Annotated in this window: 15 protein-coding genes and 8 pseudogenes; 11 read left to right on the forward strand and 12 right to left on the reverse strand. The window is 67.5% G+C overall.

The annotated features are described in order from the left end of the window. Nucleotides 1–188: 188 nt before the first annotated feature. The 3 genes from AB1460_RS28230 to AB1460_RS28240 form a co-directional block, all read right to left on the reverse strand. The gene (locus AB1460_RS28230; protein ID WP_420497395.1) at nucleotides 189–1,607 is read right to left on the reverse strand and encodes a replication initiator; all 1,419 of its coding nucleotides are present in this window, start codon (nucleotides 1,605–1,607) and stop codon (nucleotides 189–191) included. A 454-nt stretch (nucleotides 1,608–2,061) separates the two neighbouring features. Further along, a complete protein-coding gene (locus AB1460_RS28235; protein WP_368965141.1) occupies nucleotides 2,062–2,604 on the reverse strand; it encodes a GNAT family N-acetyltransferase in 543 nt (180 codons plus the stop codon). Beyond that, nucleotides 2,601–3,941 (reverse strand): helix-turn-helix domain-containing protein, encoded by a 1,341-nt coding sequence (locus AB1460_RS28240; protein WP_368965142.1) that lies wholly within the window; start codon nucleotides 3,939–3,941, stop codon nucleotides 2,601–2,603. The genes AB1460_RS28235 and AB1460_RS28240 overlap by 4 nt, the downstream gene beginning before the upstream one ends. A gap of 170 nt (nucleotides 3,942–4,111) precedes the next feature. On the opposite strand from AB1460_RS28240, the gene AB1460_RS28245 reads away from it, so the two are divergent. From AB1460_RS28245 to AB1460_RS28255, 3 genes are all read left to right on the forward strand, one after another. Further along, nucleotides 4,112–4,600, forward strand: coding sequence for a hypothetical protein (locus AB1460_RS28245; RefSeq protein ID WP_368965143.1), 489 nt, complete (start codon nucleotides 4,112–4,114; stop codon nucleotides 4,598–4,600). A 158-nt stretch (nucleotides 4,601–4,758) separates the two neighbouring features. Continuing rightward, nucleotides 4,759–5,454 (forward strand): class I SAM-dependent methyltransferase, encoded by a 696-nt coding sequence (locus AB1460_RS28250; RefSeq protein ID WP_420497396.1) that lies wholly within the window; start codon nucleotides 4,759–4,761, stop codon nucleotides 5,452–5,454. A gap of 69 nt (nucleotides 5,455–5,523) precedes the next feature. Continuing rightward, a complete protein-coding gene (locus AB1460_RS28255; protein ID WP_368965144.1) occupies nucleotides 5,524–5,763 on the forward strand; it encodes a hypothetical protein in 240 nt (79 codons plus the stop codon). Nucleotides 5,764–6,342: 579 nt separating this feature from the next. Here the strand turns inward: AB1460_RS28255 and AB1460_RS28260 are convergent. After that, on the reverse strand, nucleotides 6,343–7,587 hold the full coding sequence (locus AB1460_RS28260) for an MFS transporter (RefSeq protein ID WP_368965150.1): 1,245 nt from the start codon (nucleotides 7,585–7,587) through the stop codon (nucleotides 6,343–6,345). Between the two features lie 120 nt (nucleotides 7,588–7,707). Further along, nucleotides 7,708–8,700, reverse strand: a complete 993-nt coding sequence (locus AB1460_RS28265; RefSeq protein ID WP_368965151.1) for a substrate-binding domain-containing protein — start codon at nucleotides 8,698–8,700, stop codon at nucleotides 7,708–7,710. A gap of 66 nt (nucleotides 8,701–8,766) precedes the next feature. Here AB1460_RS28265 and AB1460_RS28270 point away from each other — a divergent pair. Together AB1460_RS28270 and AB1460_RS28275 are read left to right on the forward strand one after the other, a co-directional pair. Then, a pseudogene (locus tag AB1460_RS28270) lies at nucleotides 8,767–9,294 on the forward strand (IS6 family transposase); the annotation flags it as partial. A 346-nt stretch (nucleotides 9,295–9,640) separates the two neighbouring features. Continuing rightward, a pseudogene (locus AB1460_RS28275) lies at nucleotides 9,641–9,871 on the forward strand (transposase); the annotation flags it as partial. 2 nt (nucleotides 9,872–9,873) lie between these two features. Here AB1460_RS28275 and AB1460_RS28280 read toward each other — a convergent pair. From AB1460_RS28280 to AB1460_RS28295, 4 genes and pseudogenes are all read right to left on the reverse strand, one after another. Next, on the reverse strand, nucleotides 9,874–10,089 hold the full coding sequence (locus AB1460_RS28280; RefSeq protein WP_368965155.1) for a DUF397 domain-containing protein: 216 nt from the start codon (nucleotides 10,087–10,089) through the stop codon (nucleotides 9,874–9,876). Nucleotides 10,090–10,251: 162 nt separating this feature from the next. After that, a complete protein-coding gene (locus AB1460_RS28285) occupies nucleotides 10,252–10,449 on the reverse strand; it encodes a hypothetical protein (RefSeq protein WP_368965145.1) in 198 nt (65 codons plus the stop codon). Between the two features lie 163 nt (nucleotides 10,450–10,612). Next, nucleotides 10,613–10,820, reverse strand: a pseudogene (locus tag AB1460_RS28290) (IS5/IS1182 family transposase); the annotation flags it as partial. Nucleotides 10,821–11,086: 266 nt separating this feature from the next. Next, a pseudogene (locus AB1460_RS28295) lies at nucleotides 11,087–11,342 on the reverse strand (IS5/IS1182 family transposase); the annotation flags it as partial. A gap of 583 nt (nucleotides 11,343–11,925) precedes the next feature. Here AB1460_RS28295 and AB1460_RS28300 point away from each other — a divergent pair. The 5 genes and pseudogenes from AB1460_RS28300 to AB1460_RS28320 all read left to right on the forward strand — a co-directional run. Beyond that, complete coding sequence (locus tag AB1460_RS28300) at nucleotides 11,926–13,380, forward strand: NAD(P)H-quinone dehydrogenase (protein ID WP_368965146.1); 1,455 nt, start codon at nucleotides 11,926–11,928, stop codon at nucleotides 13,378–13,380. A gap of 112 nt (nucleotides 13,381–13,492) precedes the next feature. Then, nucleotides 13,493–14,170 carry an IS6 family transposase gene (locus AB1460_RS28305; RefSeq protein WP_368965152.1) on the forward strand — a complete coding sequence of 226 codons (678 nt, stop codon included), beginning with the start codon at nucleotides 13,493–13,495 and terminating at the stop codon, nucleotides 14,168–14,170. A 52-nt stretch (nucleotides 14,171–14,222) separates the two neighbouring features. After that, nucleotides 14,223–14,612, forward strand: a pseudogene (locus AB1460_RS28310) (transposase); the annotation flags it as partial. A 56-nt stretch (nucleotides 14,613–14,668) separates the two neighbouring features. Then, nucleotides 14,669–15,346 (forward strand): annotated as a pseudogene (locus AB1460_RS28315) (ISAzo13-like element transposase-related protein); the annotation flags it as partial. Nucleotides 15,347–15,389: 43 nt separating this feature from the next. Then, nucleotides 15,390–15,857, forward strand: a pseudogene (locus AB1460_RS28320) (transposase); the annotation flags it as partial. Nucleotides 15,858–16,142: 285 nt separating this feature from the next. Here AB1460_RS28320 and AB1460_RS28325 read toward each other — a convergent pair. Continuing rightward, a pseudogene (locus tag AB1460_RS28325) lies at nucleotides 16,143–16,253 on the reverse strand (FAD-binding protein); the annotation flags it as partial. A 173-nt stretch (nucleotides 16,254–16,426) separates the two neighbouring features. Between AB1460_RS28325 and AB1460_RS28330 the strand changes: the two are divergent. Further along, complete coding sequence (locus AB1460_RS28330; RefSeq protein WP_368965148.1) at nucleotides 16,427–21,316, forward strand: diguanylate cyclase; 4,890 nt, start codon at nucleotides 16,427–16,429, stop codon at nucleotides 21,314–21,316. A gap of 144 nt (nucleotides 21,317–21,460) precedes the next feature. Here the strand turns inward: AB1460_RS28330 and AB1460_RS28335 are convergent, their stop codons facing one another. Both AB1460_RS28335 and AB1460_RS28340 read right to left on the reverse strand, forming a co-directional pair. Further along, nucleotides 21,461–22,051 (reverse strand): ABC transporter substrate-binding protein, encoded by a 591-nt coding sequence (locus tag AB1460_RS28335; RefSeq protein WP_368965153.1) that lies wholly within the window; start codon nucleotides 22,049–22,051, stop codon nucleotides 21,461–21,463. Continuing rightward, a complete protein-coding gene (locus AB1460_RS28340; RefSeq protein ID WP_368965154.1) occupies nucleotides 22,048–22,515 on the reverse strand; it encodes an IS3 family transposase in 468 nt (155 codons plus the stop codon). The genes AB1460_RS28335 and AB1460_RS28340 overlap by 4 nt, the downstream gene beginning before the upstream one ends. Nucleotides 22,516–22,643 lie beyond the last annotated feature (128 nt).

A 22,643-nucleotide genomic window follows, 5' to 3' on the forward strand; every position in this document is an offset into this window, starting at 1 on the left:
CGACAAAGGTGTCACCCGCACCGCGGTCGGTTTCCGCGGCAGACTCCCGGCAGCCACAGAGGCAGAAACAGCCGAGGAACCTGCGGTGCTGACCTGCTGGCCAGCCACGACCGGAGCAGCCTCACAGGTGCCCGTAGCGGTGTCGTCGAGGTCATCGAACAGCGACGGCTGAACAGCACCGTCGGTGCTCACAGTTCGGCCCGCCAGGTGCCCATCGGGCTACCAGCCGCCCGTGACGCTGGCAGATCAGGCGGATCAGCGCCGACGCCATGACCACCCAGATGCAGACCACGCCCCGCATAGGCCCACACTCCGATGAACACCGTGTTCGGGTCGCCGTCGAGCCGGCCGAACGCATCCACCGGCACCCGGCCCGCCATCGCCGCGCCGATCGTGCGCGACCACACCCGCCGCACCGTCCGCAACGCGGTGAACGTCGTCGAATAGACCCGGGATTTTGACAGCCAGTGACCACCGAACCCGAAGCTGTGGGCCCAGCGCAGCAGCCGGGGCACGTCACCGGAGTCGCGGCCGAGTGCCGCATCCAACGCCGCCGTGAACGCCGGATCCTGACCGAGTCGCCAGCAGGTCTCCACCAGCCGGCGCACATGCGGGGCCAGGATGAGCCGGCCGAGCGCGGCCAGGGACCGCACCGGATGATCCAAAGCCCCGCCGGCCGCCGCCGATTTGGTGATGTACTTCGCCAGATAGTTACTGACCCGCCCGACGTCGGTGGGCCCGTCCAGGGCGATGCGCCGGATGTCGACCTGGACACCCCAGCGGACCGCCCACCCATCCCCGGACGTTGTCCCGTCGAGGGTGCCCGCGTCCGGATCGGGAGCGGGGACCGCCACCGACCCGACCACACCGCGCAGCGCGTCTGCGACCAGCTCACCGGACGCCCAGCCCGGTGGAGCTGACCCGGGACCATCCGGGCCGTCGACGCGGATGACCACGTGCAGGTGGACCACGCCCCGCCCCTGCATCTCCGCGACCTTCACAAAGCTCAACCGCGCCGTGCGGCGCAGCCCCGCCACCGTCAGCCCGGCTGCCGCCGCCACCGCGGATTCCGTCGCGTCCCGCGTGGCCTTCCACAGCTTCGGTACCAGCGCGTTCCAGGTCACGGTGCGGCCGTAGTGGTAGCAGTCCGGGCACAGCGGCGCACCGAGCCGGGAATCGTCCTCACGGTGCCGCTCATGGCACCCGACCGGGCGGCCATGCGGACACAGCCCCCGCCGGGGGTGACACGCCCGGACCGGACCGCCCTTGCCCTGTTGACGCCGGGAATGCACCGGCCCGAACGACGGCGCGGTCAGCGTCACGAACCACGCCGGATGCCCGGTCACCGTCTCCGGGACACCCTTACCGCCCGCCAGCCCCGCCAGCACCAGCCGCCGGGCATCCCGCTTGTAGACCGCTGAACAGGCCGGGCAGGCGGTTTCACGCCGGTTGTTGCACCGCACATGCAACACCCCACCCAGCTCACCCGCACTGGTGAATGCCCGCCGGACCTCACCGGTACCAACATCTACATGGTCAACGTGGCCGGACAGGCGGATCGGCCGGGAACAGCCACCCGCGACCGGCCGGTTTTCGGGCAGGCTCACGCCTATGTCCACGGAATTCACCGTGTCCTTTCACCGCGCAGGCGCAGCCCGGCCCGGACGAACTCACAGGCCGGCCGCAGCACCACACGGAAAACGAGAACGGGAACAGAAAAAGACCGGAAAGCCCAGCAGTGGCGGACCTCAGCCGCCGGCCAGACCTACCCGGTCAACCCGTGAACAAGAACAACGCTGATCTCCAGCAGGACACGCCACATGCCGCACATCTGCACCCCAGACGGAACGTCAACACGACTGGACGTGGGCCACGAGGACACGTGGCCCACGGTGCAGCAGCCTGAGCCCGACCGTGCCGCTCCCAGGCGGCTCTACGTGGCGACTCACGATGTGGCGTACTGCCTTACATGGCGCAGGGACCGCAGTCCCTCGAATACCAATAGCTACTCTACCTGCACCCAGAAGCGGATGCCACCGTTTTAGATAATCCGCCGGACCGTCAGACCTGCTCTTGAAGATCCAGACGGTAGATGGCCTGCTCTTTCCAAGGCCCGACGTCCGCGAGTTCGACGAAGCCAAAGTGCAACTTCTCGGCGACTCGCCGGGACGCCCGATGATCCGGCTCGATGATCGAGACCAGGTGATCGATACGGAGATGCTGGCGTGCGAAGTGCACGGCAGCCTGTCCAGCCTCTACCGCGAGGCCCTGCCCCCACAGGTCGCGGCGGATTGACCAGGCGGCTTCCACTCCGGGCCATCCGGTGGGGCCGTAGAGTCCGGCGCGGCCGATGAACTCTCCAGACTCGCGTAGTTCCAGCGCCCACATGCCGAAGCCGTACAGGTGCCAGTGCCCGATCAGGTGGGTGACGAGCCGGTCGGAGGACTCTCGTCCGATCGTTCCGTCCATGTACCGCATGGTTTCCGCGTCCGCGTTCATCGCCGCGTACGGAGCCAGGTCCGCCGGTTGCCAGCACCGCAGGACCAGCCGATCCGTGACCAGGGTCGGAATGCTGATCGTGACCGGCGTGCCCTCGCGGATCACAGCGCGGCCCCCGGCAGCGACAGTCGCCGTTCCGCGCGCACCCGATCGCGCAGCTCCCCGAGGGACGCAAGCCCGCTGTGCGGCGCGAGGTCCCGCGCGATATCCGCCGCCCGCTGGAACACCGTCCGTGTCGGACGGCCGCCGAGAACCTCCAGTGCCGTGCACGCCGCCGACGCCGCCGCGTCAGGATCGGAGGGGACAAGGGCGGTGGCGTGCGCGATCCAGGCGTTGCCGTGTTCCTCGAACGGGGCTTCCGGCATGGCGCCGTAGCGTTCGATCGCGGCTGTCGTGATCGGAAGGGCGCGTTCGGAGTCACCCAGCCGGGCCCAGACACCACCGGAGATCATCAACGCGCTTTCTTCCGTGAACGGGTTCCCGCCTGCTTCCGCTTCCGCTGGCCCGCCGAGTGTCTTTTCCATCAGGTTTAGTGCGGTCACCGCGTCCGTCCGGCGGCCCAGCCGGCTGTATGCCCGTGCTTCGTAGGCGTATAGCTCTGCCTCGTGGTAGCCGTACCCGTACGTGTGGCCTTCCTGCGCCGTCCGCAGAGCTTCGTCATAGTTGCTCATGTAGTAGAACAGCGAGGACCACATGGTCGCGACTGCCGCCCCGAGCGCCGGATCACCGGTCTGCGAGGCGTGGGTTTCCACCAGGGTCAGGAACGACGTTGCGCGTTTGAAGTCGCCGAGGTTGAACGCCAGCCGCGACAGAATGTAGGTGAGCTGACCGGCGACGACGGTGAACTCACGCTTGTACTGGTCGGACTTCCAGCCGTCCGCGAGCAGTGTCTGTATCCGCCGCCAGTCGTCCCCAACCTCGACGAGAAGATCACCATGCGAGGTTGTTCCGTAACGGATCGCGTAGTCGTGTACCGCGCACTGGTAGTGGAACAGGAGCTGACGGTCCGGGCTCGTCGTGCCCGACCGGATGCGCTCTACAAGATCACCCGCGCTCGTGGCCAGGAGCGCGAGCAGGTCCCGCCGGTTCGTGTCCTCACCCGCTTTCGTCTCCCTGGTGCCGTCCGCCTCAACCGCGGTTTCCACCCGTTGCCTGGACGAGTCCGCCGCAGGCTCCACCACCGCGTAACGCCGGGCCAGCTTCTCCCGTTCCGCGGCAGCCCGCAGTTCCTGAAGCTCTACGCCTGTCCCGAACAGGTCGTCCAGTACCCGAGCGGCACTCTGCGACAGCACCGTCTTGCCATGCACGATGTTGCCGATGTAGGTCCGCGAAAACCCCGTCAGGCGATGCAGGCTGCTCTGCGTCTCGCCCGCACGTTCGACGAGTTCGCGGACCCGCGCCGTCAGCAGGGCCCGCGCCGGCAGGCTATCGGAGTCGTCCACCAGTTCCCGCCCCTCCACGTGTCCGCGCCTGACTGCAACAGCAGGTTGCAGGCACCCGCGACAGCAGGTTGCAGTCTGTTCCCGATCTGATGCGAAGTGTGTCATGGCATGCGTGCGGTCGGAACACCGAACCGGACCCGCACCCCATCCGCCTCACAGGAGGACACACCGTGTGTGACGTCAACCATCAGGGCTTCACCCGCCCCGGCTACCTCATCGACGTGAAGGCCGAGAGCATCGCCGCCGAAGGCGCCCTGTTCACCCGCGCTCTCGCCCACCACGACGACGCCGGGCTCACCGCCGACCAGATCCGCGGCCTGCTCGACATCTCCCGCGACTATCACGCCGAGCAGCTCACCATCCGCATCCGCATGGCCCAGCTGGGCGAGCAGGCCGAGCAGAAGCGCGGACGGCTCACCCCCGAGCGACTCGCCGACCGCAAGGCCCTGCTCGACGAGCGCGCCGAGCTGTTCCGCGCCGACGAGGAGCTGTTCTTCACCTACGCCGCCCGCGGACAGGAGCTGCTCACCGACGAGCAGTTGGAGCTGATCTCCGACATCTACCACGCGGAGAAGGACGAGGGACTGTCCGCGCTGGAGCGCGCCCTGTCCGCCGCCATCGGCCCGAACTACCAGCTCACCCGGGCGGTGGCACTCTGACCCCGACCACCGGGGACACGTCCGCGACCTGGCTGCACACGGAACGGTTCGCCGGCACCAGCTCCGCCGAACGGCGCACCGCCGAAGACCGCCTCCACCAGATCCGTGACCGTGTCCTCGACGGAGCCCGCATCATCCCGGCAGACCATGTCGTCGACCTGGGAGCCGGAACAGGACTGCTCACGCTTGCCGCCCTCACCCGCGTCGGCCCCCACGGCTCCGTCACCGCCGTCGACCAGTCCGGGCCGGCACTGCGCAGCATCCGCCCGGCCCCGGGTGGGGGGACTCTCCGCCGTGTCGTCGCGGACGCGGCGAAGCTCCCGATCCCCGACTCCACCGCACACGCCGTCGTCACCCGCAGCGTCCTGATCTACCTCGAAGATCTCGCCCGGACGATCCAGGAAGCCGCACGCATCCTCAAACCCGGCGGACGGCTCTCCGTGTTCGAACCCCTCAACAACCGCCGCCACCACGACGCCGAACTCCACGGTATCGCCGACGCCGAGATCCAGGCCGTCACCGCCGCAGCAGCCCAGGCCACACCCGCAGCCCGCACCATGACCGCGTTCGACGCCCACGCCCTCATCAGCCACGCCGCCAACGCCGGATTCCAGGTCCACCCCATCACCACCGACACCGTCACCACGACCATGTACACCCCCGATGCGGTCGACGCCCACCTGAACCGCAGACCGCACCCCGGCGCCCCCACCCCGCTCGAAACCGTCATCACCGCACTCGGCGAACCCTTCGCCCGCCACTACCGGCAGGCCTGGCACGACGCCGTGGAACGAAAGCCGATCACCTACACCACACCCGTCCTCTACCTCACCGCCACAGCCCGAACCCACTGACCACCACAACCGCCGCCCCGCTCACGACTCCTCAACGTGGGCGGGGCGGCCTCACATCGGAAGGCACCCATGACCATGGGAGACAGCCCGGACCGAACCCCACCGTGGATCAGCGGGAACTACCCCAACCCGCTCGCCCAACTGCCCCACCGGAGCAGCGACACCCCATCGCCCCCGGTCCGCACGAGCCCCGCCCTCCTCGGTGACGGCGTCATCATCCGCACCGGTTACCAGGCACTTCACCTCACGCGCGAGCAGTGGAACACCTGGACCACAGAGATCAAAAACGGCGAGCACGACACGACATGATCGCCATCGTCAATCTTCTGTACGGTTTCAAGGCGCACCTTCGGTGCGCGCGTGCGACCTGCCGCACACGCCGTGCGCGCCGCACTCGCCACGCCCGGCCGGCTCGCCGCACCCGGCCGGGGCCCCGCCTCCCTCCGGTCGGCACCCCGCCCGGAGCGTCGGCCCGCCGGGTGCGTCGGTGTGTCGGCCCGTCGGAGCGTCAGACCCCACGCCACGGACGGTCGGACGCCCAGGACGCGTGTCCGCTGTTGATGGATGGGGCTCCGTCCCAAACCCCGGCCCTCTCTCCGGAGGAGATGGGAGGGGCGCGAACGTCCGCTGATCTCCTCCGTCGGACGGACACCCGGAGGGTTACCCCGGAACCCCCGACCGCGCAAGAGCGCACGGCACCCAGCGGGCACGGCTGGAGCGTTGGCGCTCGTGCACGGCCGGAGAACCCGGGGTAAGGCGCAGCCTGCCCGACCGACGGAGGAGATCAGCTCAGGCGGTGGCCTATGATGATCAAGAATGGCGGGTAGTCGCCAGGGAAGGTTCGCAAGAAAGATCAACACCGAAGATGACTGCCGCGCGCTGGTCCGATTACGTCACCGGTTCGGTGTCGTGGGTGTTCCGTGTCGTCCGCAAGAGCACGGCGAGCGCGAGCAGCATCCAGGCCGCGAGGTAGCCGAACGCGACCGTGGGCGACAGATAGGTGTACAGGAGTCCGGCTACGACGCTGGCGGCTATGTTCCCGCCCGCCTGCACAGTGGCAAGGAGCCCGAATGCTGAACCCCGGATTCTCTCGGGAGCGAAGGCCGCTACGGCCGCATGTTCCGCAGTCTCTGCGCACCCGATCCCGATGCCGGCCAGCACGAACGCCACACCAAGCAGCCAGATCACCGGCCCGGACATCGCGAACACCAGGTACGCCATCAGGAGCGCCACCACACCAGCGACGATGACCAGCAGCGGGCCCCGTTGACCCAGCCGATCGGAGAATCCGCCCGCGGGAAAAGATGTGATCGTAGCCGCGATGTTGTAAGCGATGTACAGAGCGATCGCGATCTGTGTGGCCGTATCCGTGCCGTGGTCCGAGGCAAGGAGGTCTGTAGCACGCAGGATCAGCAGGGTGCCTGCCACGTTGCCGGCCTCGAAGGCGGTGAACCCGGCCAGAACGCGCCCAAGCTGTCCGCGCAGGACCGGCCGAATCTGGAACCGCAACCGGCGAGGCTCGGTAACCCGTGGCAGCGTCGTCCGCCGGATCGCATAGACGATCGCCACCGCGGCCAGCAGCCCGGGAATGACAGAGATCAGGAACGCGGTACGCACACTGACCAGGGACACCAGGCCAAGCGCCAGCAAGGGACCCACGATCGCCCCGAGATTATCCATCGTCCGCTCGAAGCCATACGCCCGGCCATACGCGGCAGCAGGTACCACATCGGCGAGTAGCGCGTTACGGGCCGGTACGCGCAACCCGCGGGCAGCCCACGCCCCGCCACGCAACACCCCGACCTGAACCGCAGAGGTAGTCGTCCCAATCAACGCGGAGAGCACGGCCGTGGTGGTGTAGCCACCGACCGCGACCGCACGACGCCGGCCGGGATCGTCGGCGAGCGCACCACCAACAAACCGACCAGTCCCGGCCAGCCCTTCTGATATTCCCTCGATGGCACCCAACGCAGCAGCCGGCGCACCCAAAGTCGTGGTGACGAGGCTTGTCATCAGCGACGTCGGTATCTCATGCCCGACGTCAGCGAGGAAACTCGCCGCCCCGATGCCCCCGACGCCAGGCGTCAGCCACGGCCGACGACCGGCCGACTCCGCCCTCACTTCACTCCGCATAAACGGAATAAGACGGCATACGGCACCCCAGGTGCAGACTATTTTTCCTGGCCAGAGCCGCATATAATGATCGTCAAGATCGATCTGTGCTACTACTGTGCGAACCAACAGCCCATGAGATTACCGGCCGTGCGGCCGGTCCGAGTCCACCGGCCGAAGCGTGCCGGTGTGCCCGAGGTCATAGCCCCCCAGATCGGCGATGGATCGCTGAAATCCCGGATCCCGTAGTACGCCGATCAGGGGGCGGGCCGCGCCCAGAGCGTTCCGGCTGAGAGCGATTTCGTAGGGCTCCCACAGCAGCGGAACGAACTCCAGCCCCAGATCCGCCAGGCCGGCCCGCACGCCCACCCCCACGTCGGCGATGCCCGAGGCGACAGCAAACGCAATCTCCAGATGCGAGGACAGTTCGAGCCCGGCAACCTCGTGCGGCATGATCCCTTCGGCGAGCAGCAGCTGATCAAGTAATACGCGAGTCCCCGTGCCCTCCCCGCGTCTGGCAACCCGCACACCACCAAGATCGGCAGCAGATACCAGCCCACGCGGATTACCAGCCGGGACGATCAATCCCTGTTCACGCCGCCAAAGATGAAGAAGATGCGGCTCGTCACGAGCCAACACCGCCCGCGCGAAGGACTCGTTATACACACCGTCACGATGACGCAGATGGATCACCCCGCCATCGGCCTCACCGCGCGCGACCGCACGCAACCCGTGAAAGCTCCCACGAGCCCCCACCAGCACGACCGCCGCGCTGAGCCGATCCAGCAGTACACGCAACGCCGGATCGTCGCTACCCGCCAGCCGGAACACCCGTTCCGGTTCCAACATCCGCGCGGCGGCGATCGCGCCCTCACCGGCGACCCTTGCCCGTCGCCGATCCGCCATCGTGATCACCGCGCTGTCCGCCAGATAGCGGTAGGCACGCACCACCGTCGTCGACGTCGTCCCCAGAGCACGGGCGTACTCCCGCACCCCAGGCAGCTCCACACCCGCCGACAACTCCCCGGACCGCACCCGACGAGCGAGATCCTCAGCGATCTGTACGTAACGAGCCACGACCGACGACTGTAGTGAAGCGCCGCCAGCCAGCCGCTCAGAACCAGGCCACCTCACCAGCCTCCAAGGGTAAGCACAAAAGATCAACTGCCACAGAAAATATGAAGTTCGCTGACCTGTTGCGTGCAGCGCTTCACGCCGTTGCTCGTGGACGCCGCGCGGCCGTGTCGGCACCGTCCTGGTGACCGGTGCTTCGTCGACGAGACCTATGTCAAGGTCGCCGGGCGGTGGACGTACCTGTACAGGGCGGTTGACCAGCACGGACAGGTCATCGACGTCCTCGCCAGCGAACGACGCGACCAGGCCGCCACCCGCCGGTTCTTCGCCCAGGCGCTGTCCCACGGGCGCCGGCCGGTCAAGGTCACCACCGACAAGGCCCCTGTTTACCCGCGGCTCCTCGACGAGCTGCTCCCCGAGGCCTGCCACGTCGACGCCGCCCGGGAAAACAACCAGATCGAAGCCGACCACAGCCGACTCAAAGCCCGACTCCGACCCATGCGCGGACTGAAACGCCTGCGCTCCGCCCAGACGATCAGCGCAGGGCACGCCTTCGTCCAGAACATTCGCCGCGGCCACTACGAACTCGGGACCGACACCGACCCTCACACACGGCTGACAGCCGCGTTCACCGAACTCACCCTCACGATCTGACCACCCGCTCGACAGGGTCAACCATGCCCTGCCATCCCCCAATGCAACAGACCCCCTGGAAGGAACTACGCCGTCGATTCACCGTCGACGGCTGGTGGCCCGCCGACACAGACGTGGTCCTTTTCAACCCTGGTGCGGTGCGGACCACCCGCTACCGCTACCGCGGGGCGAAGATCCCGTCTCCATGGCCGAACGCGACATGAGCACGCCACTGCCGACCCCTCGGGGCTTGTGGAGAGCCGGATGCGTCGACGAGGCGCATGTCCGGTTCAGGAGGCGGGCCGGGGAAACCCGCCGGTGGAAACACCGGCAGGGCGCCCCGGCCCGACCTCACCACGTGAACATTCGCCTGGACGAGGAGAAACTGTGCCTGCTCGTCCTGATCGGCGTGCGTGCCGACGGCCGTAAGGAACTCGTCGCTCTCGCCGACGGCTACCGGGAGTAGACCGAGTCGTGGGCCGATCTGCTCCGTGACTGCGCCCGCCGCGGCATGGGCGCACCGGTGCTGGCGGTCGGGGACGGCGCGCTGGGGTTCTGGGCCGCGCTACGCGAGGTGTTCCCCGCCACCGCGGAACAGCACTATTTCTCAAAACTGTCGTACTCGCCGCGATGCACCGCTGCGAGGAAGTCGTACCAGGCCGTCGGGGTCATTCCCACGGCCAGCGGCGACAGCGAGGTCGTGAACACCACCATGAAGGGGCCACGCTGCACCCGGACCACATCCACCACCCCGGGCGTCGTGGCACTCGGCGGCTGCCACGGGCAGACAGGGGTCGTGGGTGTCGGGAGCGTCATCGGACTAGTCCTTCCTACAGGGTGAGGGTGCCTGCCCCGGCGGACTCAGGTCTGCACCGGGGCAGGCGAGGCCACCCCACTCGCAGCTCGGTCACGCAACCCCTGTGCCATGACCGTTGTGTCACCAAAGGTTGCAACCGCGGAGGGGTGGCCGCTTCTGGATCAGACCCCCGAGGCCTGATCAGGGATCGCCTGCCGCGACGGCACCGACGTCCACCGCTGAATCTCCGGGGTGAGCCGGACGTACCCGTCGGCAGACTCCAGCGAGGAGAAACCAGTGACGGTCTCCTGCGCAGAGCCCTCGACATCAAGCACGACCACCGACCACTCCTCCCAGCCGGCCACCGACCCGCCATCCACCGGACGGACCTCGCGGCGCAGTCGAGCGTCCAGCGCGTGTACGGCGTCCGGACCGGCCGGAGTGGGGCAGGAAGCACCGTCACCGCGTGAAATGACAGGCGCCCTCCCCTTCCCGGCCACCCCTCCGGCCCGAGCCCTGGCCAGGCGTTGGGCCGTGGAATGGGTCGAAAACCCACAGCGGCCAGCCGTCGTCGGAGGCGGACAGGATCTGGATGTTGCCGCCATGGTTGGCGATCTTGCCGGACCACCACAGGTCCACGCCCTCGGTCGGGCCGGTACCTGCAGCCGGTCGGTCTCGATGATTGTGCCGTCGACGATCACATGGTTGTAGCCGGCGATCGGGCCCGCATCAACGCTTCACGCAGGTCGGGGGTCAGGGCTACGGCAAGAAAGCGAATTGACCGCTTTATCCGTTCTCTCATCCGAGCGAGTCGGGTCTCGTGGGCAGCAAGTTCGATGATCGAATGCCTGCCGCGCAGCCTTCGACCAGTCGATCAAACCGGGACGAAGCGCGAACTTGCCGGAGCCCTGGGGAGCCGCCGGAAAATAACTCCTGGATTTGATGTTGGCCCTGTCCCGGGACTGCCCACATCTCTCCTTGATCAAGAACGGGAGTTATTTTCCGGCGGCTCCCTGGGTCGGGGGCCTGACAGGCGAGCACGGCGACGCCCTCGTGCAGGTAGCGGTAACCCACGGACCGGGACACTCCGTGATCTTTGAAGAGCTGTTTAACCTTGAGTCCGTCGCAGAATCATCACGGCCTGCTCCAGCGTGGACAGGGCACGGGTGCCGGTGCAGGTGCCGCGCCGTTGACGCTCCGCGGTCAGCAGACCCGCCAGGCGGAAGACAGTGTGATCGCCGAGAGACAGCTCGGCGGTGTATGTGAAACTCATTGAGGCGCGGGGTTCCTTCGAGGTTACTCTTTGCTCGGAACAACCTTCCCAACGGAGCCCCGCGCCCTCGCCGCCCAAGCCCCCAGGAACGCTCACGCCCTGTAACGGTCACCAAGCGTCACGGAACATTGTCGGGAATGGCTCAGTGATGCTGACGTCACGGATCGCCGCGTACGCGCCGCCGTTCCGAGTCGGGAACCGCTTGGTGGCCCTTTTTAGCGAGATCGCCGGCGGTCGTTCGGCGCCGTGGATCAGGCCCGATGGATGTGATGTAGGTCGCATGACTGGGAATCATACAAACCCTCCGAGCCACAGCGAACCCTTGTATCACTAATGTAGATATAATTCGTATCTCGCTTTTCGCTCGTTTTGCTCGCTGAGCCCTTTACATGGGCCATGCGTAGGTGCTGGAATCCGCGGACTGTAGGCAGAGCGCATCTGGAATATTAGAGGCGCAGGTGTTCGATCATCTTCGACGGAAAGTGAATTGATCATCGTTTAATCGCGAGTGAGGTAAAAGGCTACTCGTGGCCTACGGACGGTTTCGGGCACTGACAGTACGACGAGCTCTGGAGGATCCCACGTGACGCGCATCGTCATCCTTGGCGGCGGACCCGGCGGCTACGAGGCGGCCCTGGTCGCCGCGTCCCTCGGCGCGACCGTGACCGTGATCGACTCAGACGGCATCGGCGGGGCGTGCGTTCTGACCGACTGCGTGCCGTCGAAGACCCTCATCGCGACATCAGAGACGATGACGAACTTCGCGATGGCGCCGGCGCTGGGGGTGCGCCCACATGGCGACCCCTCGGCCGAGGTCGGCAGCTGGGAGCTGACCGGCCTGCCCCACCTCACGCCACCGGACGTGGTCACAGTCGACCCCGAGCAGGTCAACGAACGGGTGCGGGCGCTGGCCCGGGCCCAGTCCGCCGACATCGAGCGCCGCCTGGAGCGGGAGCGGGTCGAGGTGGTGCACGGCACCGGACGCCTGGTCGGCCCGCACGCGGTCGAGACCTCCGACGGCGAGACGTTCGTCGGCGGCATCGTCCTGGTCGCCACCGGGACGTCGCCGCGGGAGATCTCCGGCTGCGAGCCGGACGGCGAACGCATCCTCACCTGGCGCCACCTGTACGACCTCAAGGAGATCCCCGAGCACCTGGTCGTGGTCGGTTCCGGCGTCACCGGCGCTGAGTTCGCCAGCGCCTACCGGGCGCTCGGCGCCGAGGTGACACTTGTCTCCTCACGCGAGCGGGTGCTGCCCAGCGAAGACCCGGACGCGGCCCGGCTGATCGAGGACGTCTTCGTCCGCCGCGGCATCGAGGTGCTCAACCGTTCCCGGGCCGCCGGGGCGCGCCGGATCGGTGACGGCGTCGTCGTCGAGCTCACCGACGGCCGGACAGTGACGGGCAGCCACGCGCTGATGGCGGTGGGTTCGGTGCCGCGGACGAAGGGCCTTGGTCTCACCGAGGTCGGCGTCCGGCTCGGCTCCGGGGGCCACGTCGTCGTCGACCGCATGTCCCGGACGTCGGTTCCCGGCGTGTACGCGGCCGGCGACTGCACCGGCGTGCTCCCGCTGGCGTCCGTCGCCGCGATGCAGGGCCGGATCGCGATGTGGCACGCCCTCGGCGAGGCGGTAACTCCGCTGCGTCTGGGCACCGTGTCGTCGAACATCTTCACCGAGCCCGAGATCGCCACCGTCGGGGTGACCCAGCGGATGAAGGACACCGGTGCGATCGCCGCCGAGGTCACCACAGTGCCACTGATGCGCAATCCTCGAGCGAAGATGATGGGGATAGCGGATGGTTTCGTGAAGTTGTTCTGCCGGCCCGGAAGTGGCTGCGTCCTGGGTGGCGTCATCGTTGCTCCGCGTGCAAGTGAATTGATCCTCTCAATTTCGCTCGCGGTGGAGAACGGTCTGACCGTCGACCAGATCGCGCGCACCCTCTCGATCTATCCCTCCTTGTCCGGTTCCATCACCGAGGCGGCCCGCGTCCTGCGGCCGCGCGACCTGTTCGCCAGCTCAACTGATGTGCCCCGTTGAATCCAGAGGCACTGACGCCATGTCTGTTGCATCGGCGAAATCCGCCATCGCGGGGCGTCAGATCGGTCATGATCAGAGGATGCGTCGACGTCGTGTCCGTCCACCGGCTCCGGTGTCGGAGTTCACGGGGTTTCGGTTCCCGCCGGAGGTGATCGTCCTGGCGGTGCGGTGGTACCTGCGGTTCGCGCTGTCGTACCGGGATGTCGAAGAGCTCCTCGCCGAACGCGGCCTCGAGGTCGACCACGTTACGGTCTACCGGTGGGTCCAACGCTTCACGCCCTTGCTGGTCGACGCCGCGCGGCCCTGCCGGCATCGTCCTGGGGACAGGTGGTTCGTCGACGAGACCTACGTCAAGGTCGCCGGGCGGTGGACGTACCTGTACAGGGCGGTTGACCAGCACGGACAGGTCATCGACGTCCTCGCCAGCGAACGACGCGACCAGGCCGCGGCCCGCCGGTTCTTCGCCCAGGCGCTGTCCCACGGGCGCCGGCCAGCCGAGGTCACCACCGACAAGGCCCCTGTTTACCCAAGGCTCCTCGACGAACTGCTCCCCGAGGCCTGCCACGTCGACGCCGCACGGAAGAACAACCGAATCGAAGCCGACCACAGCAGACTCAAAGCCCGACTCCGACCCATGCGCGGACTGAAACGCCTGCGCTCCGCCCAGACGATCAGCGCAGGGCACGCCTTCGTCCAGAACATCCGCCGCGGCCACTACGAACTCGGGACCGACACCGACCCGCACACACGGCTGACAGCCGCGTTCACCGAACTCACCCTCACGATCTGACCACCCGCTCGACAGGGTCAACCATGCCCTGCCTTCCCACAATGCAACAGACTCGATGAAGGAGATCTACACCGCGCCGACGCTGGAAGCCGCCGAGCTCGGCCTCGCCGCGTTCGACAACCAGTTCGGGAAGCAGTACCCCGGAGCGGTGGATGTGTGGCGGCACGCCTGGGCCGAGTTTATTCCTTTCCTTGATTATCCGCCTGAGCTTCGGAAGATCGTGTACACGACGAACGCCATCGAGTCGATAAACTTCCAGCTCCGCAAGATAACGAAGAACCGGGGCCATTTCCCGGACCGGGACTCGGCCATGAAGCTACTGTATCTCGGACTCCGGAACATATCGAGTCAGCGAGGCGGCGAGTCCGGCACGGGAACACATGGATGGAAAGTCGCACTCAACTCGCTGGTCAACCTCTTCCCCGGCCGACTACCTTTCTGATAATCTCCATGGAGTAGGCTGTTCATCTCTGGCTTACACGAAAATCGTGACAGGCTCACAGGCTGTTCTCCAGGATCAGCATGAACTGGCGCGGACGCCCACTGACCAGCCACGAAGTGGTCGTCAATTTGATCGGCGCAACCACCACCCGCACCGGGCTGACCGTGCACGCCGAGTTCGACCCCGGTGCCTACCCCGTTGGCATCGTCGTACCCGACGAGGTCATGGCGACGCTGGCGTTGAGGGCCCACGACTGGCACGGCACCTGGAACTACACTCTGCGACCAGAACCACCGGCGCCGGTCGTCGTCACTCCTCGCTATGAGGAACGCGCCCAACCCGACGACCGTGCCCCCGACTGGCTACGCCACCCGACCCTCACCGGCATGGAACACCCCGCCTTCACCACCCTGCTGGCCGCCGTCGAGCAGTATCTCCTTGACCACCCGCCGATCAGCCTGCACCACAAACACGCCCGGTACCGCATCCTGCGCCGCGGCCCGCTGTCTCTGTCTGACCGGCTGCTGATCACCGTGATCCACCACCGCTGGAAAACCCGGCACCAGGCGCTCACCCGGCTGCTGGGCGCACCCCGCGAAGCCGTCAGCGACGCGATCCACGAGATGACCCCAGTCCTCGAAGGCCTCGACCGGCGCATTCCACCCGCACCGATCACCGCGCCCACCGTCCAGGACCTCACCAACCTGATCGACAAGAGCAACATCAAAACCTGAAGTTATTTTCCGGCAGGTCCCTGGGAGGTTGACAGCGGGAGTCTGTGTCATTCACCTCCTGCGGAATTCTTTTCGTTACGCCGGCCGGCAGGACTGGGAGAAGATCTCCAAGGACCTCAAGCCGGTGTACACGGCACCGACCGTGGCAGCCGCCGAAGCACGCTTCGCCGAATTCGTCGAGACCTGGGCTGGCCGCTACCCGGCCATCATCCGGCTCTGGCGCAACGCGTGGGAAGAATTCATTCCCTTCCTGGACTACGACGTCGAGATCCGGAAGGTGATCTGCACGACGAACGCGATCGAGTCGTTGAACGCCCGCTACCGGCGGGCGGTCCGCGCCCGCGGCCACTTCCCCAGCGAGGAAGCCGCGTTGAAGTGCCTCTACCTGGCCACCCGGGCCCTGGACCCCACCGGCCGCGGACGGGCCCGCTGGATGATCAGATGGAAGCCCGCCCTCAACGCCCTCGCGATCACCTTCGAGGGCCGTCTCACCCCGACCACCACCAACTGACCGATCACCAACCGCCACGGCCGATCCACCGGTAGTCAGGCTCTGGTGCACATTCGGTGGTGACGGACGGTTAGCATTCGTGCGACCTGCCAGGCGTGGTGAAGCGCTTGGCAATACGGACATTCTGGGGCGTCGCCTCTGTGGTGACTGGCGGGTTCGACGCGCAGTCACGGGCGCCAGGGTGCTGGCAGTTGCCCGGATTGAACGGGATTCGCCCACTATCGTCGCCGCATCTGCATCGGCTACACATCGTCACCACCGAATGTGCGCCAGAGCCGGTAGTCAGACACTCCCGTCGGCGACCACGACGGTGATGCCGAGCACGTAGTCGGTGGTGACGCCGTATTGCACGCAGCACAGGCCACCGGCGTTCGTCGCCAGGTTGCCGCCGATCGCGGTCCTCTGCCGGACGCGGTGATGCGTCGACAGCGCACGGATGCACGCGACGCCACCCGCCGCCGGCGGGCGGGCGTGGGCGGATGAGCCGTGGGGGTCGTCCCCGTTGTCGTCGCCGTGATCGGGGCAGACTGGGTATGTAGGCAGTCTGTGACGTGGTGGGGGGTTGGTCGATGGGATCCCAGAGTGTGACACCTGGCCGTGATCCGCCGGCGGCGGTGCGGACGGAGCTGCTCCACGAGTCGGAGCGAACTCGGGTAACTCGGTTATTTTTCTCGGATGGGAGTGTGATCCGGAAGGAATCGCTGGGGCCTGGCGGGCAGCGGCGGTTGCGTCATGAGGTGGAGATTCTCGAGCGGCTGTCCGGGGCCGAGGGGGTCGTGCAGCTGGCGGCCGGAGCGCCACCGCGCCCTGGGGCGATCCTGCTCGCTGACGTCGGCGGCCTGGTTCTGTCCGAGCGGAGGACTCCGCTGGATTCGGCCGAGCTGGTCGAACTGGCCGAACTGCTCGCGCGCGCGGTGGCGGGGGTGCATCGCCGGGATGTGGTGCATCGGGACATCAACCCGGCGAACATTGTGGTGAGCGGGAATCGCGGCGTGCCGTATCTGATCGACTTCGCGCTGGCGACGACTTTCGCGGCGGTCCAGCCGGAGTTCCTGCACCAGCGGGAGATTGTCGGGACGGTGCCGTATCTGGCGCCGGAGCAGACGGGCCGGACCGGTCGCCTGGTCGATGCGCGGGCCGACCTGTACGCGGTCGGCGCGACCTTGTACGAGCTGGCGACCGGCGCGCCGCCGTTCGGCATGGACGACCCGTTGCGGATCATCCATCACCATCTGGCGCGGGTGCCGGTGGCGCCGTCGGTGGTGAACCCGGCGGTGCCGGCCGGCCTGTCGGCGGTCATCATGCATTTGCTGGAAAAGGAGCCAGATGATCGTTATCAGAGTGCCGACGGGCTGGTGCATGATCTCGCCCTGCTACGCGGGGGCGGCACCGTGGCGCATCCGGGCGAGCGCGATGTGCCGGCGTGGCCGCTGCCGTCCCGGCTGGCCGGGCGGGAGGAGGAGATCGGCGAGCTGAGCGCGGTGTTCGCCGAGGCGATGGCGGGCGGCTGCCGCGGGCTGCTCGTCAGCGGCGCGCCGGGGGTGGGCAAGACTTCGTTAGTCACCGAGCTGCGGCCGATCGTGGCGGGTAGTGATGGCTGGTTCGTGGCGGGGAAGTTCGACCAGTATCGCCGTGATCAGGAGCATGACGGGGGTCGGCAGGCGTTTCGGGCGTTGGGCCGGCTGTTGCTGGCCGAGCCGGAGGACGACGTGGCCGAGGTGCGGGGCCGGATGCTGCGGGCGTTGGGACCCAACGCGGGACTGGCCGCCGTCGTCGTGCCGGAGCTGGCGGCGCTGCTGAAGGTTCCTCCGGAGCGGGGGGATCCGACGACCGCGCAGGCCCGGGCGCGCACCGGGGTCGAGATCCTGCGCGCGGTCGCTTCCAGAAAGCGGCCGGTGGTGTTCTTCGTCGATGACCTGCAGTGGGCGGGGCGGACCACGCTAGATTTCTTCGATCTGATTCTTGGCGGTCAGGAGCAGGCGGAGGGGTTGCTGCTGGTCGGTGCCTTTCGGGACAGCGAGGTGGACGCCGCTCATCCGCTGAAGCCGATGCTCGCCCGCTGGTGTGGCCAGCGGGCTGGGCCGCGCGTGCTGCGGTTGGGCAACCTGACGCTGGAGGGTCAGGCGGCCATGGTGGCCGACCTGCTGCGCCTGCCGCCGGAGGCCGCCGCGGAGCTGGCGGGGTTGATCGCGCCAGCCACTGAAGGTAATGCGTATGACACCCTGGAGCTGCTGAACTCGTTGCGTCACGATGGGGCTCTGGTCCGCGGTGAGGGCGGTTGGCGGTGGGACCCGCGGATCCTGCGTCGCCGGCTCGCGCAGGTGGACGTGAGCGGGCTGCTGGCTACCCGGGTGGCCGCGTTGCCGCCGGCTACCCGGGAGGTGCTGGCGGTGATGGCGTGCCTGGCTGGCGATGTCGAGCTGGACCTGCTGGCGACCGCGGCCGGGCTCGCGGCGGGCGAGGTCGAGCGAAGGCTCGCTCCCGGGCGCGCCGAGGGCCTGCTGGTGCTGGGGTCCGGCGGCCGGCCCGGCGTGCGGTTTCACCATGACCGGACGCAGGAGTCGATCCTGGGCGACATACCCTCGCGGGCGCGGCGCGCCATGCGGTTGCGCCTGGCTCGGCGCCTCACCAGCCGGCCAGAGTTCTTCGCCGTGGCGGCGGAGCAGTACCTGTACGTGACCGACGCCGTGCACGCCGACGACGAGCGGCGGCTGGTGGTCAGGCTGTTCCGGCAGGCCGCCGACGAGGCGAAACTGCTGAGCGACTACCCGCTGGTGGAGCGGTTCCTGACCGCGACGCTGACGCTTGTCGACCCGACCGACACTGACCAGTTGATCGCGGTCCGCACCGACCGGCACGCCGCGTTGTACAGCATCGGCCGGCTGGAGGAGGCCGACGAGGAGTACCAGACCATCAGCCGGCTGTGTACCCACCCGGCACAGCTCACCGCCGCCACGGTGGCGCAGGTCAGCAGCCTCGTCAACCGAAGCCAGTTCAGCGGGGCGATGCGGCTCGGCGTCGACCAGCTGCGCCAGGTCGGCCTCGCCGCCCCGGACCGGGAACACCTCGATGCGGAGATCGACCGCGGGCTGGACGTGCTCTATTGGTGGATAGACCAGACCAGCGAAGCCGACGATCTGCGCCGACCGAGAATCACTGACCATTCGCGGTCTGGCGCCATGACGCTGATCCAACGGCTCGTGCCCGCGGCATTCCTTTCCGACCGGGAGATGGCGGGCTGGCTGGCCGTGACAGCGCTGGAGATGTGGGCACGATCCGGCCCGGATCCCACCCTGGTCGGCTCGGCCGGCCTCGCCGCCCTTATCGTCATCACCCGCAGGCGCGACTACCGCGCCGGGCACCGTGTGCTGCGGCGGATCCTCGCGGTCTGTCGGGCCCGCGGCTATGAATTTGAGGTGTGGCAGGCGCGGTTTCTATATCTGATTACTGTTGGTAACTGGATCGAACCGCTCGAGGACAACGTGTCCGAGGCGCGGCGCGTGCTGGAGGGTCTCGTCCAGAGTGGTGACCTGCAGAACGCGTGCTGGACGTACCACGTGCTGCTGTTCAACCTGCTGGACTGCGCACCATCGCTCGAGGCCTTTGCCGACGAGGCCGACGAGGCGTTGGCGTTCGCCACGCGCACTGGCAACCAATATGCCGTGGAGGTATACGCGCTATGCCGCTGGCTGGCACAAGTACTGCGCGCCGAGACCGCCGGGTCAGCAGCTGACGAGGCAGCCCAGATGGGCGTGCTGGCTACCATCCCCTACAACGTCGTTCACCTGCACATGGTCCGGGCGCTCGCCGCGGCCATCCTCGATCGTCCGGCCGAGTTGGCCCGACACACGACGGCCATGACGCCGTCGCTGTCAGTCTTCGAGTCGCAATATTTGGTGCCGGTGACGCGCCTGCTACGGGCCCTGGCGTTGGCGGGGCAGGCCCGCGCCGCGCGGGCGGGCCAGCGCGCCGCCGTGCTGGCCGAGTTGGACGAGATGGTCGCGTGGCTGGCGGCGCGTGCGGCTGAGGCGCCGGTCAACTTCGGGCACCTGCTGCGCCTGGTGGAGGCGGAGCGGGCCTGGGCCGCGGGTGATTTCCAGGAGGCGGCGTACGCGTTCGACGTGGCGCAGCGCGAGGCCTACGCGCGGGCGCGCCCGTGGCACCGGGCCCTGATCCTGGAACGCGCCGCCCGGTTCTACCTGGCCCACGGTCTTGAACGAGCCGGCTATTCACTGCTTGCCGAAGCCCGCCGCACGTATCTGGACTGGGGCGCGACCGCGAAGGTCAGCCAGCTCGACTGGGCCCACCCAACGCTGTGCGCCGAACCCGTCGGCACACAGCCAGCCATACAACCGGTGCAGCCTGCCGCCCGTCGCCCGGCCGTCACGACGGGCAGCCTTGACCTGCTCGGTGTCGCCGCGGCCTCCCAGGCGCTCAGTTCCGAGACCAGCATCGACGGTCTGCAGGCGAGGGTCGTGGGGATCCTGTCGGCGATGACGGGCGCCACCGGCGTTCACCTGCTGCTACGTGACCAGCAGGAGCGTGGGTGGCGGGTGATCAGGAGCGACGGCGGGACAGTCTCGCTTCAGGAGGCCGGCCGGTGGCGCCTGCTGCCGCCCTCGGTCGTCCGCTACGCGGAACGGATCAGCGAACCTGTCGTCGTCGCCGACGCCACCCGCGACGACCGGTTTGCCCGCGACCCCTACTTCGCCGAGCTGGACCGCTGTTCTCTGCTGGCCATCCCCGTCACGATCCGGGGCGAGTCGCGGGCGATGCTGCTGCTGGAGAACCGGCTGATCCGCGGCGCGTTCACCACCGAACGCCCCGAAGGGATCATGCTCATCGCCGGGCAACTGGCGGTCTCGCTCGACAACGCCCAGGTGTACGCGTCGCTGGAACGCAAGGTCGCCGAGCGGACCGAGCAGCTCGCAGCCGCCAACCAACGGCTGGAACAGCTCTCGGTCACCGACCAGCTGACCGGGCTGGCCAACCGGCGACGCCTCGACGAGGTTCTCGACGTCGAATGGCTCCGGGCGACGCGCCAGGCGGCACCGCTCGCGCTGGCGATGGTCGATATCGACCATTTCAAGCTCTACAACGACCACTTCGGGCATACCGCCGGTGACCGCTGTCTGCGGCAGGTCGCTGCCTGCCTGGGCGCGGGCACCCGCGCCACCGACCTGGCCGCCCGCTACGGCGGCGAGGAGTTCGTCATCGTGATGCCAGGCGCTAACGCCGACACCGCCGCCCACATCGCCTACCGGCTCCGCAGCGCCGTCGCGGACCTGGCCGAACCACATCCACTGGCCGTCGACCACATCGTCACCGTGAGCATCGGAGTCGCCGCGGTCATCCCCACATCCGACGACGACCCGACGACGCTGGTCGAACTCGCCGACACAGCGCTGTACCAGGCCAAAAACAGCGGACGCAACCGAGTGGACGTGACACCTCCATAACGGCGTCGCTGTCGAAGAGGTTGCTCTCCCGACGGTGTCCTCCCGGCCAGCGGCCGGGAGGACACCGTCGTCACAGTGAGGTCAGATGGTGTCCGGTTAGAGGGGAGCGGGGTTCTGCCAACAGCATCGGGCGCCGGGCACGGCTTACGACGCCGGTGTCGTAAGCCGCGTGCCGCAGAAGGGGTCGGCGCCGGAAACAGCATGCCAGCCCTTGGCGGCTCCGTCGTACTGGACGAAACTGAAGCAGAGGTCGGAGACGCCGCGATTTCGGCTGAAATCTATCCGGTTGACCAGGAGGCCGTCGGCATTGTAGTCCTCGACGTGCCGCAGCCCTTGGATGAACGATGCGCGGGTCGGGCACGGACCAGCCTCCCGCAGGCCTCTGATGAACATGTCGGCGGCGAGCCAGCCGATTACGGCCATATTGGACGTGGCTGGTGTCACTTGTGGCGCGAACTGGTGCATCGCCGCGAGGAAGTGAGCCGCAGCCGGGCTGCGGCTCACGAACGGGTGGTATGGGAGGAACGTGTAGGAACCGGTCGGCCAGTCGAGGCTCCGGTTGAGCGAGCCGTAGCCGTTCGGGACCATCAGCACCTTGACGTCCGCGCCTGCCTGGCGTCCGAGGTCCACTGCGCTCCCGGTGTCCTGCTCGGTCATGTAGCCGGTTACCACGTCGGCCTTCGCGGCCCTGGTATGCCCCGTTAATTCCGGACAGCCGTTATTAAGCTGATTTATGCGGCGGACTGTCTTTTCAGGTACTCATCGTGGACTTGCTGTGGGGTTCGGTAGTCGAGTGCCGAGTGGCGGCGTGTCGTATTGTAACGGAGTTCGATGTATCGGGCAATGTCACGTCGGGCGTGGTCGCGGGTGGGGTAGACGGTGCGGTGAACGCGTTCGTTCTTGAGGGTCGCGAAAAACGATTCGGCCATCGAGTTGTCGTAACAGATCCCGGTCCGACCGACGGACTGGCGGATCCCGAGTCCTGTCAATGTAGCGGCGAACTGGGCAGATGTGTAGTTGCTTCCGCGGTCCGAATGAAAAATCGCCCCGTCGGTGAGCTGATGGTTACGGGCTGCCATACCGATGGCAGTGTCGATGAGCCCGGTCTTGTAGTTGTCGTCCATGGCCCAGCCGATGACGGCTTTGGTGTGACAGTCGATGACTGTCGCGAGGAAGAGCCAGCCGTCCCAGGTTCGGATGTAGACATCCCACGCGGGTCAGGTGTCAAGCTGCCAGGGATGGCTGGTCGCTGGTGGGGATCGGCCAGGCCGCGAGGTCGTCCCAGGTCTGGTTGTTCCGCAGACACCACCACAGCCGCCCGAGGGCC

It is taken from the genome of Parafrankia sp. FMc2 (assembly GCF_041008525.1).
GTDB lineage: Bacteria > Actinomycetota > Actinomycetes > Frankiales > Frankiaceae > Parafrankia.